Origin of the sequence: Rhodococcus sp. GA1 (assembly GCF_024321955.1) — a bacterium.
GTDB lineage: Bacteria > Actinomycetota > Actinomycetes > Mycobacteriales > Mycobacteriaceae > Rhodococcus > Rhodococcus pyridinivorans.
The window spans coordinates 3,843,986-3,862,051 of sequence record NZ_CP097186.1; the positions used below are offsets into that span (position 1 = coordinate 3,843,986).

Here is an 18,066-nt window from a genome sequence, read left to right on the forward strand (position 1 = left end):
GCGATCGACATCAACGCGATCGTCAACGACGGCGCGGACGGCCCGCAGCTCGGCGCGAACATCGCCTTCCCGGCGGGTCTGCTCGACCGCGAGGACGTCGACGAGTTCGTGCAGCATTGGCGGGCCGCCCTCGCGGCGCTCGTCACCCACGCCGCCGACCCCGCCGCCGGTGGGCTCACACCCTCCGACGTGCCGCTCGTGTCGGTCACGCAGGCCGATCTCGACCGCTGGCACGTGCGCTACCCGTCGCTGGCGGACGTGTGGCCGCTGTCGCCGCTGCAGTCCGGTCTGCTCTTCCACGCGTTGATGACCGGCGAGGACGACGTCGACGTCTACACGATGCAGGCCGTCCTCGATCTCGAGGGAGAGGTGGATCCCGAGCGGCTCCACCGCGCCGCGCAGGCACTGCTCGACCGGCACGCCAACCTGCGGACGGTCTTCGTGACCGACGCCGACGGCGACTCGGTGCAGCTCGTCCTCGACGACGTGCAGGTGCCGTGGCGCACCGTCGACCTGTCCGCCGAGGTCGCCGCGGACGGCGTCACCGCCACGGTGCCGTTCTGGAAGGACGAGGAGGCACGCCGCTTCGTCATGGACACCGGACCGCTCATGCGGTTCGTCCTCGTGCACCTCGGCGACGGCCGCTACCAGCTCGGCGTGACCACCCACCACGTGCTGGTCGACGGCTGGTCGATGCCACTGCTCATGCAGGACCTCATGGCCCTGTACGCGACGAGGGGAGAGGTGTCCCTGCTGCCGCGGGTGCGCTCGTACCGCTCCTTCCTCGAATGGGTCACCGCCCGCGACCGCGAATCCTCGCGTGAGGCGTGGGCGCAGACCTTCGCCGGCTTCGAGGAGCCGACGCTGCTCGCCCCGCAGACCCCACGCCATCCCGGACTGCAGGGCGACGACCGGGTGAAGGTCGAACTCGACGCCGAGCGACTGACCGCCGTCAGCGGCGCCGCCGCGCGCCTCGGTGTCACGGTGAACACGCTCGTGCAGGCCGCCTGGGGCGTGCTGCTCGGCCGCCTCACCGGTGCCGAGGACGTCGTCTTCGGCGCTACGGTCTCGGGTCGCCCCGCCGACCTGCCCGGTGTGGAGTCGATGGTCGGCCTGTTCATCAACACGCTGCCCGTGCGGGTCGCCTTCGATCCGGACGAGCCCGTCTCGGCGTTCCTCGAACGCCTGCAGGGCGAGCAGGCCGCACTGCTCGGTCACCACCATCTCGGACTCACCGAGATCCAGTCCGCGACGGGTCCGACCGTCGGCTTCGACACCCTCACAGTGTTCGAGTCGTACCCGCTCGACGAGGCAGCACTCGCGGAGCAGTCGGCGTCGATCGACGGCATGGCCGTGACCGGCGTGGGCACCCACGATGCGACGCACTACCCGCTGAGCCTGTTCGTGCACCTGCGCGCCGGTCTCGACGTCGAACTGCGTTACCAGCGGGCACTGTTCGATCGCGAACAGGCCGAGACGCTGGTGCAGCGTTTCGTGCGTGCCCTCGAATCGATGGCTGCCCGGCCGGAACTGCCGGTCGGTGAGATCGCACTCCTCGGTGAGGACGAACTCGACCGGATCCTGCGCGTGTGGAACGACTCGGATCACCGGTTGGACGAGAACGCACTGCTCACTTCGCGTTTCGACGGCCAGGTCGAACGCACACCGGACGCGGTCGCGCTCGTCTACGAGGGAGAGCAGCTCACCTACGCCGAGTTCGACGCCCAGGTCAATCGCCTCGCCCGGCACCTCATCGACCGGGGTGTCGGACCGGAATCGCTGGTCGGTCTCGCGGTCAGGCGCTCGACCGAACTGCTCGTCGGTATGTACGCCATCGTGCGCGCGGGTGGTGCCTGGGTTCCGATCGACCCGGATCATCCGGCCGATCGCACCCGCCACATCCTCGACACCGCCGACCCGGTGTGCATCGTGACCACCGCTCGCGACGAGTTCGAGGTGCCCTCGGGAATCGACGTTCAGGCGATCGAGATCGATCGCCTCGACCTCGCGGACGTCTCCGCCGCGCCGATCCGCGACGACGAGCGTCGCGGAATCCTGCGGCCCGACAACACCGCCTACGCGATCTTCACCTCCGGCTCCACCGGCCGGCCGAAGGGCGTCGCGGTGACGCATCGGGCGATCGTCAACCAGACCGAGTGGATGCTGCACGAATTCGAGATGACCTCGGAGGACGTGTACTTCCAGAAGACCGCGACGACCTTCGACGTGTCGTTGTGGGGCTTCTTCATGCCGCTGAGTGTCGGTGCGAAGCTCGTGATCGCCACCCCCGACGGGCACCGTGATCCCGCCTACCTGTCGGAGGTCATCGCCCGCGAGAAGGTCACCATCACGGACTTCGTTCCGTCGATGCTCACCGTCTTCGCGGCACACGCCGACGCGGACGAGTGCCGCACACTGCGCGACATCTTCGTCATCGGTGAGGCCCTACCGCCGGAGACGATCGACGGGGTGCGCCGGATCAGCTCCGCGGACATCGACAACCTGTACGGGCCGACCGAGGCCGCGGTCTCCGCGACCTACTGGCAGGCGCCGGCGACCGGAGCGGTCGACGTGGTGCCGATCGGTGTGCCCGAGTGGAACGTGCGTGCCTACGTGCTCGACGGGCGTCTGCGGCCGGTTCCGGTGGGTGTCCCGGGTGAGCTGTATCTCGCGGGCGTCCAGCTCGCACGCGGCTACGTCCGTCGCCCCGATCTCACCTCCGACCGGTTCGTCGCGAACCCGTTCGGCGAGGCCGGCGACCGCATGTACCGCACCGGAGACCTGGTCACCTGGAACTCCTCCGGAGAACTCGAATACATCGGACGCACCGACTTCCAGGTCAAGTTCCGTGGCCAGCGCATCGAACTCGGTGAGATCGAAACGGCGCTGCTGGCACACGAATCCGTGAACCAGGCCGCCGTTCTCGTTGCGCAGACCCCGACCGGCGATCAGCTCGCCGGGTATGTGGTCCCGGTGCCGGGACGAGATGTCGACACCGGCGAACTCGTCGAATTCGTCTCGGGGGCGCTGCCGTCGTACATGGTGCCCGCTGCCGTGGTCGTCCTCGACGAGTTCCCTCTCAACACCTCGGGCAAGCTCGACCGCAGGGCACTGCCCACTCCCACCTTCGAGGTACGTGAGTTCCGGGCGCCGAGAACTCCGATCGAGGAGATCGTGGCGTCGACGTTCGCCGACGTCCTCGGCGTCGAGCGGGTGGGTCTCGACGACGACTTCTTCGCACTCGGCGGCAATTCGCTGATCGCGACGCAGCTCGTCTCGCGGCTGGGTTCCGCGCTCGATACCCAGATTCCGGTGCGAGCGCTCTTCGAGGATTCCGGTGTCGAGGCACTGGCCGCGCACGTGGAGCAGCACGCCGGTTCCGGTGGGGCCGTCCCGTTGGTGAAGGTGGAGCGTCCCGGCCGGGTGCCGTTGTCGCTGGCGCAGCAGCGCATGTGGTTCCTGAACCGTTTCGATCCTGAATCGGCCGCCTACAACCTGCCGATGGCGCTGCGGTTGTCGGGCACCCTCGACATCCCGGCATTGCAGGCCGCGATTCGCGACGTCCTCGAACGGCACGAGGTGCTGCGCACCGCGTACCCGGAGACGGAGGACGGTGCCGTTCAGATCGTGCTCCCCACCGCCACTGTGGTGCCCGATCTCGATCCGGTCGTTACTACCTGGGATCGCGTCCCGGACCTCGTGCGCGAACTCGCGTACACGTCGTTCGACGTCACCTCCGAGGCTCCCGTCCGCGTCAGGTTGCTGAGCGTGGGAGACGACGAACTGATCCTCGCGTTCGTGGTGCACCACATCTCGGCGGACGGATCGTCGATGGGGCCGCTCACCCGCGACCTCGTCACCGCCTATGCCGCCCGATCCACGGGACGAGCGCCGGACTGGGCTCCGCTCCCCGTGCAGTACGCCGACTACGCGATCTGGCAGCGCAGGTACCTCGGCGACGAGAACGACCCGGAATCGCTCGCCGCCAAGCAGATCGAGTTCTGGAAGCACACCCTCAGCGGCCTGCCGGACCAGCTCGACCTGCCGAGCGACCGGCCGCGGCCGGCCGTGCAGTCCTACGCGGGCGGCAAGGTCGACTTCAGGATCGACGCAGAGCTGCACCGCGAGCTGGTCGCACTCGCGCGAGGCAGAGGCGCGACGTTGTTCATGGCTGTGCACGCAGCGTTCGCCGTCCTCCTCGCCAGGTTGTCGGGAACGGACGACATCGCCATCGGCACGCCGATCGCCGGGCGCGGTCGTCGCGAACTCGACGACCTCGTCGGCATGTTCGTCAACACGCTGGTGTTCCGCTCGACCGTGGACGGAGACCTGCCCTTCACCGCCCTCGTCGATCAGGCGCGGGAGCGCGACCTGCAGGCGTTCGCGAACGCCGACGTCCCGTTCGAACGGCTCGTCGATGTTCTCGAACCCGAGCGCTCCACGGCGCGGCATCCGCTGTTCCAGGTCGGCCTGTCGTTCCAGAACCTCGCGGCGACCAGCCTGGAACTGCCGGGTCTGACCGTCGCGGGAGTCGATGCAGACCTGCAGACCTCGCAGTTCGATCTGCATCTCGTCGCCACCGACCGGTACGACGAGAGCGGCGCCCCGGCCGGCATCGACAACGTGCTGACCTACGCCACCGATCTGTTCGACGAGGCCACCGTGCAGGGCATCGCACGACGCTTCGTCGGTCTGCTCGAGGCGATCGTCGCCGAGCCTTCACTGCCGGTCGGTGATCTCGAGATCCTGGACGACGCCGAACGGCTCCGGATCGTCGAGGAGTGGAACGACACCCTGCATCCGACGGATACGGCACTCACCCTCGTCGATCTGTTCGACGAACAGGTTCGCCGGGACCCGGCGGCGCCGGCGCTCGTGTCCGAATCCTCGTCGTTGTCCTACGGAGAATTCGACGGACGCGTCAATCGCCTTGCGCGGCACCTCGTTTCGCTGGGCGTCGGCCCCGAGACCACGGTTGCGCTGGCAATGCGCCGATCGGTCGAGTTGCTCATCGGTATGTACGCGGTGGCGAAGGCCGGTGGTGCCTACGTCCCGCTGGACCCGGACCAGCCGGCAGAACGCACCGGGTACATCCTGTCGGTGGCGAAACCGGTCGCGGTACTCGCCACCTCCCGCGACGACGTCGGCTCGGCGTTCGCCCCGTCCTCGACGATCGTCGAGATCGATACCGTCGATCTCGACGGACATGCCGACGCCCCGGTCACGGATGCGGATCGGCTCGCCCCGCTGCGTCCGGAGCACACCGCCTACGTCATCTTCACGTCCGGCTCGACGGGCCGTCCGAAGGGCGTTGCGGTCCCGCACCGGGCGATCGTGAACCAGATGCTCTGGAAGCGGACGGAATACGACCTCGGGCCGGACGACGCGCTGTTGCTGAAGACCGCTGCGACGTTCGACCTGTCGGTGTGGGAATTCTGGTCCGCGCTCGTCTCCGGCGGCCGCGTGGTGATCGCGTCTGCCGACGGTCACCGCGACCCCGAGTACCTGCATCGCCTGATGGTGTCCGAGTCGGTCACCACACTGCATGTGGTGCCGTCGATGCTGGACGCGCTCATGGCCTCGGTCGGAGGTCCTCTGACGGGATCGCTGCGCCGGGTGCTCGCCATCGGTGAAGCGCTGCCGGCCACGACCGCCGCGCGGTTCGCGACGGAGAATCCGGCGCGCCTCGACAACCTGTACGGCCCGACCGAGGCGGCGGTGTCGGTGACCAACCACACCGTCGACGGGGACGACGTCGTGAGCGTGCCCATCGGGTCCCCGCAATGGAACACGCGCGTGTACGTCCTCGACGACCGGTTGCGTGTGGTGCCGGTCGGTGTGCCGGGTGAGCTGTACCTCGCGGGTGAGCAGCTCGCACGGGGCTACCACGAGCGTCCCGATCTGAGCGCCGAGCGGTTCGTCGCCTCCCCGTGGGGCCGGGGCGAACGCCTGTACCGGACCGGTGACCTCGTGAAGTGGTCGGCGGACGGTGAATTGGAGTACCTGGGTCGCACCGACTTCCAGGTGAAGGTGCGCGGGTTCCGCATCGAACTCGGCGAGATCGAAGCGGCCGTGCGACGCCTGAGCGCGGTGCGCGACGCGGCGGTCCTCGTCCGCGAGGATGCGCTCGTCGGTCCGCGCGTGGTCGCGTACGTCGTCGGGCACAAGGATGCCGACGTCGACACCGACGCGATGATCGTCGAACTCGGCCGGACACTTCCGTCGTACATGGTGCCGTCCGCGTTCGTGGTGCTCGACGCGTTGCCGCTCAACGCCAACGGCAAGCTCGATCGCAGGGCTCTGCCCGAACCGGTCTTCGAGGCGACGGAGTTCCGGGCCCCCACCGGTGAGATCGAGCAGATCGTCGCCGACGTGTTCGCGGATGTCCTCGGAGCCGACAAGATCGGTGCCGACGACGACTTCTTCGCGCTCGGTGGTGACAGCATCGTCTCGATCCAGTTGGTGTCGCGGGCGAAGGCCCGGGGCGTCGCGTTCACTCCGCGTGACGTGTTCGAACGCCGCACGGTGGCCGGACTCGCCGAGGTGGCGACGAGGGTCGAGAGCGGTGTGCTGCGGCCTACCGAACTTCCGGGCGGTGGTGTCGGCGAACTCCCGCCGACACCGGTCGTACGGGACGTTCTCGAGCGGTCCGAACCTGCCGAACGTCTCGTGCAGGCCGTCGCCGTGACATTGCCGCGCGACGTCGAACGCGCGGGGCTCGAGCGAGCCGTCGGTGCTGTGATCGACCATCACGACGCGCTACGCATGGTCCTCGACCTCGGTATGGCCGGAGAACCCGTCCTGCGGGTCCGGGCAGCGGGCACCGTCGACCCGGCCGCGATCCTGGAGCGGGTGGAGGTCGCCGGTGAGCTCGCCGAGCCGGAGCAGGCGCGCGTCGTGAAGGACGCCGTCGATGCCGCCCTCGACCGGGTGGACGTGTCGAAGGGCTGCGCGGTCCGGTTCGTCTGGCTCGACTTCGGTACGGCCCGACCGGGTGTGCTCGCGATCCTGGCCCATCGTTTCGCGGTCGACGAGGAATCGTGGCGCATCCTGCTCACCGACCTCGCGCGGGCCTGGAAGCAGATTTCCGCCGGGGAGGCGCCGAGCCTCGAGCCGGTCGGCACGTCGTTGCGGCGGTGGACGCACGGACTCGTCGAGGCCGCTTCCGCGCGGCGCGACGAGCTGCCGATGTGGGAGCGGATGCTCGACGACGCGCTCGCCGAGCCGGCCGTTCTCCCGGCGGAGTCCGTCGTGGGCCCGGCGAGCGCGCGTGACCACGTCCGCATCTCCCTGTCCGCGAATCACACCGACGCGGTACTGAATTCGGTGCCGGCGCTGTTCCGCGGTGAGGTCGAGGACGGTTTGGTCGCCACCCTCGGTCTGGCGCTGGTGCGGTGGCGGCGGGACCGCGGTGTGCAGTCGTCGTCGGCGCTGGTGAGGATCGAGGATCACGGTCGTGAGGAGTCCGTGCTCCCGGGCGCGGATCTGTCACGCACCGTCGGTTGCTTCACCAGTGCCTATCCGGTGCGGCTGGATCTTGCCGGGATCGACGTCGACGAGGCGTTCGCCGGCGGTACTGCGATGGCACGTGCCGTCAAGGCCGTGAAGGAGCAGTTGCTGGCGCTGCCGGACAGCGGCGTGGGCTTCGGTCTGTTGCGTCATCTGGATCCGGAGTCGTCGGTGCGCCTGGGCTCGACGGGGCGAGCGCCGCAGGTCGGCTTCGGCTACCTGGGCCGGACGCCGTCGGATGTTCTCGAAGGTGAAACCGGCTGGACGCCGACCGACGAACTCGGTGACCTCCTTCCGGTAACGGGCTCGCTCACCGGGGCCGATCTCGACCTCCGCGCGTCCGTGTCCGGAGGCGACGATGCAAGGCTGGAGGTGCGCATCGAATTCGCGGCGGACCTGATCGAGCGTGCGGACGCCGACGAATTCGGCCGGCACTGGACCGAGGCTCTCGAGGCGCTCGCGCAGCATGCGGGGTCGTCGGATGCCGGGGGTCTCACCCCGTCCGATCTGCCGCTCGTCGATCTCACCCAGAACGAGATCGAGTCGTGGGAGCAGCGCTATCCGTCGTTGACGGACGTGTGGTCCCTGTCGCCGCTGCAGTCGGGGCTGTTGTTCCACGCGTCGCTGACGATCGACGAGCGGATGGATGTCTACACCATGCAGGCCGTGCTCGACCTCAAAGGCGAGGTCGACCCCGAGCGGTTGCAGGTGGCGGGGCAGGCACTGCTCGACCGGTATCCGAACCTGCGCGCCGCCTTCGTCACCGACGAGGACGGAGATTCGCTCCAGCTCGTCGTCGGCCGGATCGAGCTTCCGTGGCGGACGCTGGATCTGAGCGACGTCGCGGAAGAGCGCAGGGAACGCGAACTCGCCTCGGCGTTCGCCGACGAGCAGTCCCGGCGGTTCGACATGGCCACGGCACCGTTGATGCGGTTCCTGCTGGTGAAGTCGGCGCCGAGCCGGTACCACCTCGCGGTCACCGCGCACCACATCCTGCTGGACGGCTGGTCGATGCCACTGCTCATGCAGGACCTCATGGCCCTGTACGTGCTCCGGGGAGACTTCGCTGCGCTGCCGCCGGTGCGTTCCTACCGGGACTTCCTCGGATGGCTCGCCGAGCAGGACCAGGAACGGTCGCTCGACGTCTGGGCCGGGGCCCTCGAAGGAGTGGGAGATCCGACCGTCGTCGCGCCGACGGTCCGGGATCCGGAGAACGACACGATCTCCAAGGTCTCGGTCCTCGTCGACGCCGATCTCACCGCTCGCCTGAGTGCGCTCGCGGCGCAACTCGGGATCACGGTGAACACCCTCGTCCAGGCGGCGTGGGGCGTTCTCCTCGGGCGGACCGTCGGCAACGACGACGTGGTGTTCGGTGCGACCGTGTCGGGACGTCCGGCCGACCTGGCCGAAGTCGAGTCGATGGTCGGTCTGTTCATCAACACGCTGCCCGTTCGCGTGAAGGTCGATCCGGACGAGCAGGTTTCGGCGCTGCTGCGACGACTGCAGAGCGAGCAGGCAGAACTGCTCGATCACCACTACGTCGGGCTGTCCGACATCGAACGGCGGCTCGGGACCTCGGTCGCATTCGACTCGTTGGTGGTCTTCGAGTCGTACCCCGTCGACCGGGAATCCCTGGCCGAGGCGGCCGGATCGATCGACGGGATGACGATCACCGGAGTGGCAGTGAAGGACGCCACTCACTACCCGATCACCCTCATGACGGTCGCCGACACGCAGATCGACCTGACCTTCAAGTACCTGGAGCGGTTCTTCGCCGAGCCGGAGGTCAGGAACATCTCGGAGCGGCTGGTGCGCGTGCTCGACGCGTTCGCCGCCGATCCGGAGTCGGCGGTCGGCGACATCGACCTCGTCGATGCAGAGGAACTCGCCCGTATCGTCGCCGAGTCCGGACCGTCCACCGCGGCGGTGGACACCGGCGCGCGGACGCTGGCCACTGTCTTCGCCGAGGTGGTCGAGGAGGATCCGGCGGCGCCGGCGCTCTCGCTCCCGGCCGATCCGGAGATCGGCGGTGAGGGGACGGAGATCGCCTACCGGGAACTCGACGCACGGTCGTCCCGCCTGGCTCGGCTGCTCATCGGCCGCGGCCTCGGCACCGGCGATGTGGTCGCGGTCGCGATCCCACGCTCGGTGGAGTCCGTGGTCGCCCAGTGGGCGGTGGTCAAGACCGGTGCCGCGATCGCACCGGTCGATCCCACCCGCGTCGACGGGCAGCTGCCCGCCGGAGCCGCTCTGGGACTGACGGTCGCCGGTACCGCGGCGAACGGTACGGACGGCTGGCTGGTCGTCGACGAGCCCGGTGTGCGGGACGAGCTGGCTGCGCAGACGGCGGATCCGGTGACCTACGCCGACCGGTTGCGTCCGGTCGGCTCGGCGGACCCGGCGCTCGTGCTGCCCTCGCGTACGTTCACGAACGTCGAACTGGTCGAGAGGATCGGCACGCTGCGGGATCGGTACGAACTGACCTACGAGTCGCGCAGCCTCGCGGTGGGCGGTGTCGAGATCGAGGCGGTGGCGCTCGAACCGCTGGTCGTCACGGCGACCGGTGCCGTCGTGGTGGTCGTGCCCGAGGGCGCGTCGTCGGGTACGGCACTGGACAGCGTGCTCTACAACGAGTGGGTCACCCACGTGCACCTGCCCGAGGCGTCGCTGAGCACGCTCGAACCCGGGTCGCTCGAGGACCTCGCGGCCGTCGTCGTGGTGGACGACGCCCCCGACGGGTTGCTCGAGGAGTGGGGCGCGGCACACCGCCTGTACCGGCTCGCTGACCTGGACTGACGACGTGGTGGGGCCGCTTCGGGTGGCCCCACCACCTCGGCGGACGAGTCCCCGCGGGATGCGCCGGTAACGTCGGGAGTGGTCGGAGAGATGAACCCCATGGGGTTACTACCGAGTAAGTTCGCCCGTCTCCGGCGGGTGACTATGCTTGCTCGGTTCGCAGACGCGGCCGTTGGGATCGAAAGCGAAGGGTATGGGCTTTTTCATGCGTTCACGACACGATGGCAGCTCGAACGGGGCCTCTCCGGTGAACGCATCCTCTTCGTCCGATTTCCCTTCGGAGACGCAGCCTCGCGAGACGCAGGACGGTGCCCGCAGCCGGGCACCGCGCCCCGAACGTGCACCCCGTCCCGAACGCGCGCCCCGGCCCGAGCGCGCACCCCGCCCCGAACGTGGCTCACGCCCCGAGCGCGCTGCGCGCCCGGCGCGCGGCGAGCGCGCCCGTGGTCGTCGGGGTGTGTTGTTGCCGCAGTTGTTGGTGTCGGCGGTGGAGTCGGCCGGTGATGCGGTGGCGGTGGTGGAGGGTTCTCGGTCGTTGTCGTATCGGGAGCTCGATGCGGTGTCGTCGCGGTGGGCGCGGTGGTTGATCGGTCGTGGGGTGGGGCCGGGGGATGCGGTGGTGGTGGCGGTGCCGCGGTCGCTCGAGTCGGTGGTGGTGTTGTGGGCGGTGGCGAAGTCGGGGGCGACGTTCGTGCCGGTGGATCCGGGTTATCCGGCCGAGCGGGTGCAGTTCATGGTGGCCGATTCGGGTGCGGTGTTGGCGTTGACGGTGTCGTCGGTGGCGCAGGTGGTGGCCGAGGCGGCGGGGTCGGTGCCGGTGGTGGCGGTCGACGAGGTGTCGGTGGCTGCGCGGGTGGGGCAGTTGTCGTCGCGTCCGGTTTCGTATGCGGATCGGGTGCGTTCGCTCGAGCTGTCGGATGCGGCGTGGATGATCTATACCTCGGGGTCGACGGGGCGGCCGAAGGGTGTGGTGGTTTCGCATGCCGGTATCGGTGGGGTGATGTCGGCCGAGCGTGAGCATTTCGGGGTCGATGGCTCCTCGCGGGTGTTGCATGTGTGTTCGCCGAGTTTCGATGTGTCGTTGCTCGAGTTGGGGGTGGGGTTCTCGGCGGGGGCGACGGTGGTGGTGGCGCCGGCGGGGGTCGGTGGTGGTCCGGATCTGGCGGATGTGATTGCGTCGCAGTCGGTGTCGCATGTGTTCATGACGCCGGGTGCGTTGGGGTCGATGGATCCTGCGGGCTTGGACGATCTGCGTGTGGTGGTCGTGGCGGGTGAGTCGTTCACCCCGGATCTGGTGCGGCGGTGGTCGGTGCCGGGTCGGCGGCGGTTCTTCAATGCCTATGGTCCGACGGAGACGACGATTCTGGCGACCTCGTCGGCGGAGCTGGTGCCCGATGCGCCGGTGGTGATCGGGTCGGCGATCGCGGGGGTGGGCGCGTTCGTGCTCGATGAGCGGTTGCGTCCGGTGCCCGAGGGTGTGGTCGGTGAGTTGTATGTGGCCGGGGCGCAGGTGGCGCGAGGCTATCACGGTCGGTTCGGGTTGACCGCGGCGCGGTTCGTGGCCGATCCGTTCACCCCGGGTGGCCGGATGTATCGGACGGGGGATCTGGTGCGTCGCGGCGGCGATGGGGTGTTCGAGTATGTGGGGCGCAGTGATTTCCAGGTCAAGATCCGGGGGTTCCGGATCGAGCTGGGGGAGATCGATGCGGTGTTGTCGTCGGTGCCGGGGGTCGGTTTCGCGGTGACGGTGGGGGCGGCGTTGGCGTCGGGGGAGTCGGCGTTGGTGTCGTATGTGGTGCCCGAGGCGGGGGCGGTGCTCGATCCGGCGCAGGTGCGGGCGTCGGTGGGGGAGGTGTTGCCCGGTTATATGGTGCCGTCGTCGGTGACGGTGCTCGACGAGGTGCCGCTCACGCCGGTGGGGAAGGTCGATCGGGCGGCGTTGCCGGCGCCGGTGTTCGAGGTGGCCGAGTATCGGGCGCCGCGGACGCCGGTGGAGATCGCGGTGGCCGAGGAGGTCGCGCAGGTTCTGGGGGTCGAGCGGGTCGGGTTGGACGATTCGTTCGTCGATCTCGGTGGTAATTCGTTGGCGGCGACGCGGTTGGTGGCGCGGTTGTCGGCGCGGTTGGGGTATCGGGTGGCGGTGCCGGTGGTGTTCGAGGCGTCGTCGGTGCAGGAGTTGGCGGCCCGTCTCGACACCGACACCGCCGGTGCCGGGGTCGGGAGTGTGGTGTTGGCGGCGCGGCAGCGTCCGGATCGGGTGCCGTTGTCGTTGGCGCAGCAACGCATGTGGTTCCTCAACCGGCTCGAACCGCATTCCGCCGTGAACAATATCCCTGTGGCCATTCGTCTTTCGGGACGTCTGGACGTCGATGCGCTGCAGGCAGCAGTCTCCGACGTCGTGGAACGTCACGAATCGCTCCGCACCGTCTACCCCGAGATCGACGGTGTCGGCTACCAGCAGGTGCTGCCCGCCGCGGACGCGGTCGTCGAGGTCCGTCCCGAGACCGTCGGGGCCGACGAGGTCCCGGCCCGGGTCGCCGAAGCGGTCACTACCGGCTTCGATGTGACGCAACAGGTTCCGATCCGAGTGCGCCTGTTCGCCGTGGCCCCGGACGAGCACGTGCTCGTCGTCGTGGTGCACCACATCTCCGCCGACGGCTACTCGATGGGGCCGCTGACCCGCGACGTGGTGACGGCCTACGCCGCGCGTGTCGCGGGCGGGGAACCCGGATGGGCACCGCTCGAGGTGCAGTACGCGGACTACACACTCTGGCAGCGCGAGGTCCTCGGCGAGGAGTCCGACCCCGAGTCGCTCATGGCGCGCGAGACGGACCTCTGGACGCGGACCCTCGCGGATCTGCCCGAAGAGGCGACGCTGCCGTCCGATCGTCCCCGGCCGGCCGTCGCGAGCTATCGGGGTGCCTCGCACCGCCTCACCCTCGACGAGCGGGTCCGCGCAGCGATCGCCGATCTCGCCCGCCGCAGCGGCGCAACGGAATTCATGGTCGTCCACGCCGCGCTCGCCGTGCTTCTCGCCCGGCTCGGCGGTAACGACGACATCACCATCGGTACTCCCGTCGCCGGCCGTGGCGACGCCGCGCTCGACGATCTGGTGGGCATGTTCGTCAACACCCTGGTGCTGCGTACACCCGTCGAACCCCAAGCGTCCTTCGGCGACTTCCTCGACTCGGTGCGCACGACCGACCTCGAGGCGTTCACCCACGCCGACGTGCCGTTCGAGCGGCTCGTCGAGGTGCTCGATCCACCTCGTTCGCAGGCGCGCCACCCACTCTTCCAGGTGATGCTCACCTTCCAGAACATGCCGGTCTCGCAGCTGGAACTGCCCGAGCTGACCGTCTCCGGTATCGACTTCGACGCGCAGGTCGCCAAGTTCGACCTGCAGGTCACCGTCGCGGATGTCGTCGACGCCGCCGGCGATCCCTCCGGTCTCGTGGTGGAATTCAACTACGCCACCGAACTGTTCGACCCGCAGACCGTCGCCGCTGTCGCAGAACGGTTCTCGCGGATCCTCGAGGCGGTCACCACCGATCCGCGCATCCCGGTCGGCGACGTGCCGCTCGTCACCGACGATGAGCTCGACCGCATCCTTACCGAGTGGAACACGCTCGGCGAATCCGTCCCGGTCGTCGAACCGGCCACGCTGTCTGCGCGTTTCGACGCGGCCGTCCGCACCCACACCGCGAATGCCGCGGTGACTCACGGGGAGACGACCCTCACGTACGCCGAACTCGGTGCCCGCGCGAACCGGATCGCACGCCGGCTCGTCGGCGCAGGCGTCGGACCGGGCACTCTCGTCGCGGTGGCCCTGCCGCGGACCGAGAACCTCGTGGTCGCTCTCACCGCGGTCGTGCTCTCCGGCGGCGCCTACCTGCCGATCGACACCGCTCACCCGCAGGACCGTGTGCGGTACATCCTCGACCAGGCACGGCCCCGCGTGATCCTCACCTCGGATGCACTCGGAGACGAGCCCGGAGCGGAGGCGTTGCGCGGCAGCGGAATCGAGATGCTCGATGTCGTCGCCGCACAAGACGACGCCTCGGTCTCGGCCGATCCGCTCACCGACGCCGACCGGATCGCATCGCCGCAGCCGGACGATCTCGCGTATGTCATCTTCACCTCCGGTTCCACCGGCCGCCCCAAGGGCGTCGCCGTCACACACCGGAACGTGCTGACCCTCTTCGCCAACGCCGAACCCCGCTTCGGCTTCGGCCCGGACGACGTGTGGACGCTGTTCCACTCCTACGCCTTCGACTTCTCGGTGTGGGAGCTGTGGGGACCGCTGCTGTACGGGGGCCGGCTCGTCGTCGTCGACTACCTCACCTCCCGGTCACCCGAGCTGTTCGCGCAGCTCGTGCGCCGCGAGGGCGTCACGGTGCTCAACCAGACGCCGTCGGCGTTCTACCAGTTCGACGAGGCCGATCGCACTCTCGCGGCCGACACAGCACCGCTCGCGCTGCGCTACGTCGTCTTCGGCGGTGAGGCACTCGACCCCGCCCGGCTCGCGGACTGGTTCGATCGTCACCCCGCCGGCCCACAACTGGTGAACATGTACGGCATCACCGAGACCACGGTGCACGTGTCGTACCAGCCCATCGACCGCGCCCTCGCGAAGGCCGGTGCCGCCAGCGCGATCGGACGGTCGCTTCCCGGACTGGACGCCTACGTCCTCGACCGGCGCCTGCATCCCGTGCCCGCCGGCGTGCCGGGCGAGCTGTACATTTCCGGCGACCAGCTATCCCGCGGATATCTCGGACGTCCCGACCTGACGGTCGCGCGCTTCGTCGCGAACCCCTTCGGTCGAGGTCGCCTCTACCGCACCGGCGACATCGCGCGGTGGAACGGTGAAGGCATCCTCGAATACGCGGGTCGCAGCGACTCGCAGGTCCAGCTCCGCGGCTTCCGCATCGAACTGGGCGAGATCGAGTCGCAGCTGCTGCAGGCTCCGGGTGTCGCACAGGCCGTCGCCATGGTCCGGGACGACGGACTCGGCGAACGTCTCGTCGGTTACGTCGTCGCCCGCACCGGTGAGACCGTCGACGCGGCCGCGGTGCGCGCGCACGCGTCCGAATTCCTCACGGGGTACATGGTTCCCGATGTGGTGACCGTGCTCGACGAACTCCCGCTCACGGTGAACGGCAAGCTCGACCGTCGCGCTCTCCCCGTGCCCCGCATCGACATCGACGCCGATCGTTTCCGCGAACCCGCCACCGAATCCGAACGGATCGTCGCGCAGGTCTGGAGCGAGGTACTGGGCATCGAACGCGTCGGCGCCGACGACTCGTTCTTCGACCTCGGCGGTAACTCCCTCGTCGCGACGCGGGTCGTCGCGCGCATCAACGAGGCGACCGGAGCGAGCCTGGCCATCCGCGAACTGTTCGAGGATCCCACCGTCGCGGGTCTGGCGGCGCGCGTCGACGCCGGCGGGTCCGATCGGGCCGTGCCGGAGCTCGTCGCACGGCCGCGTCCCGATCGCATCCCCCTCTCGCTCGCGCAGCAGCGCATGTGGGTGCTCAACCAGCTCGACCCGGGCTCCGCGACCTACAACATCCCGCTCGCCATCCGGCTGCGGGGCGCACTCGACATCGATGCGCTGACCGCGGCGGTGCGCGACGTCGTCGAGCGGCACGAGACGTTGCGCACCGTCTACACGCAGGACGAGCAGGGCCCGTTCCAGAAGATCCTGGATGCGGAGTCGATGCCGCCGCTCGAGGTGGTCCGCGTGGCCTCCGAGCAGGAGGCTTTCGAGGCCGTGGTCGAGGTCGCCTCGCAGGGATTCGACGTGTCCTCCGAGCCACCCGTGCGCGGTCGCCTCGTCTCGATCTCCGCCGGCGGTAGTGCAGGTTCGGTCGTCTCCGACGATCATGTCCTCGCGCTCGTGGTGCACCACATCTCGGCCGACGGCGCCTCGCTCGTGCCGTTGGCCCGCGACCTCATGGAGGCCTACGTCGCCCGGCTGTCCGGTTCGCGACCCGACCGCCCGCCGCTCGAGGTGCAGTACGCGGACTTCGCGGCGTGGCAGCAGGAGACCTTCGGCGACGCCGAGAACCCCGATTCGCCGGCGGGCAGGCAGCTCGCCTACTGGAAGCAGCAGCTGGCCGGGGTACCGGACCTGCTCGACCTGCCCACGGACCGGCCGCGCCCCGCGGTACCGAGCCTGCGCGGGGCCACGGTCTTCACCGAGGTCGACGCGTCGACCCGGCAGCGGCTCGAGGCGCTGGCGACCGAGAACCGTGCGTCGTTGTTCATGGTCGTCCACGCCGCGCTCGCCGTGCTGCTCGCGCGGATGAGCGGTTCGCGGGACGTCGTCGTGGGAACCGCCGTCGCGGGACGCGGCTCGCGGGTGCTCGACGACATCGTCGGCATGTTCGTGAACACACTCGCCCTGCGCACGGACGTCGATCCGGGCGCGCATTTCGCCGACATTCTCGAACAGGCACGCACCGCCGATCTCGAAGCGTTCGCGCACGCCGACATCCCGTTCGAGCGCATCGTCGACGAGGTCGTCGCCACCCGGTCGCCGGCACGTCATCCCGTCTTTCAGACGATGCTCTCGTTCCAGAACCTCGAACCCGCCCGGCTCGAACTGCCCGAGCTCACGGTGGAAGCACTCGATTCGGGGGTGCTCGCCGCGAAATTCGACCTGCAGGTGACCGTGGAGCCGCTCGCCGACGACGACGGCATGCGGATCGCGCTCACCTACGCCGTCGATCTCTTCGACGAGACGACGGCGCAGGCACTCGCGCAACGCTTCGTGACGGTCCTCGACGCCGTTGCCGCGGATCCCGGTTCGGTGGTCGGCGACATCGAGGTCCGGACCGAGACCGAGCGCGAGGCGGCAACCACCCCGGTCGCCGCTCCGGTGCGGGAAACCGCTCTCGAGACGGTCGACCGGACCGTCGTCCAGGAGTTGCAGATCGCGGTCGAGTCCGATCCCGAGGCGCCCGCCGTGGTGGTGGGCGACACCGAACTCGGCTTCGTCGACGTCGAGCGCCGGTCGTCGCAGTGGGCCCGGTACCTCATCTCCCGCGGAGCGGGTCCGGGTCGCACCGTCGCCGTCGACCTTCCGGTCGGTCCCGACCTGATCGTTGCGGTGTGGGCCGCCGTCAAGACGGGAGCCGCCGTCACGGTCGACCCCACGGTCACTGCCGACCACGTGCTGACCACCCTCGCACGCAGCGACGATCTGCGGTCGTCGGTCGCGGGGACGTTCGTCGACGATCCGGAGACGCTCGCCCTCGTCGCCGAGCAGCCGACCCGCTCGATCGCGTACACCGACCGTTCCGGTGTCCTCGGCCCCGACGACACGGCCGTCCGGACGAGTGAACTCGATCTCACCCACGGTGCGGTCGTCGCGGCGCTGCGGCGCGGCCGGAAGGACCTCGATCTGACCTACGAGTCGCGGGTCCTTCTCGCCGGTTCCCGCCTCGACCAGTGGACGGTCTTCGCCGTCCTGGCCGCGGCGATCACCGGTGCCGTCGTCGTTCCCGCCGGTCCCGACCATGACCCGGGCATCCTCGTCGACGAGGAGTGGGTGACCCACGGCTTCGTTCCGGCCGACGAACTCGCCGCTCTGCCCGACACCGAGGACCTCGTGGCGGTCGTCGTCACGGACGGGCCTGCGCACGACGGTGCGGAGCTCTCCGCCGGTCTCGCCGGCAAACTTTCCGACCTGCGTTCCCCCTGGGTCCTGCAGGAATGATTGCGGAAAGGTAACTTTACTTACCGGCCGAGTTCGTTCGG

The 18,066-nt window shown here is 69.2% G+C and carries 2 protein-coding genes (1 of these 2 running past the window's edge); both read left to right on the plus strand.

Annotation, left to right across the window (positions count from 1 at the left end):
* Positions 1 to 10,305 carry the end of a non-ribosomal peptide synthase/polyketide synthase gene (locus M3330_RS18065; RefSeq protein ID WP_255025825.1) on the plus strand. The gene continues 19,287 nt to the left of window position 1, outside the view, so only the last 10,305 of its 29,592 coding nucleotides appear in the window; the start codon falls outside the window, past its left edge; its stop codon occupies positions 10,303 to 10,305.
* 247 nt (positions 10,306 to 10,552) lie between these two features.
* Entirely contained in the window at positions 10,553 to 18,025 is a 7,473-nt protein-coding gene (locus M3330_RS18070; protein WP_254583096.1) for a non-ribosomal peptide synthetase, read from the plus strand.
* Positions 18,026 to 18,066 lie beyond the last annotated feature (41 nt).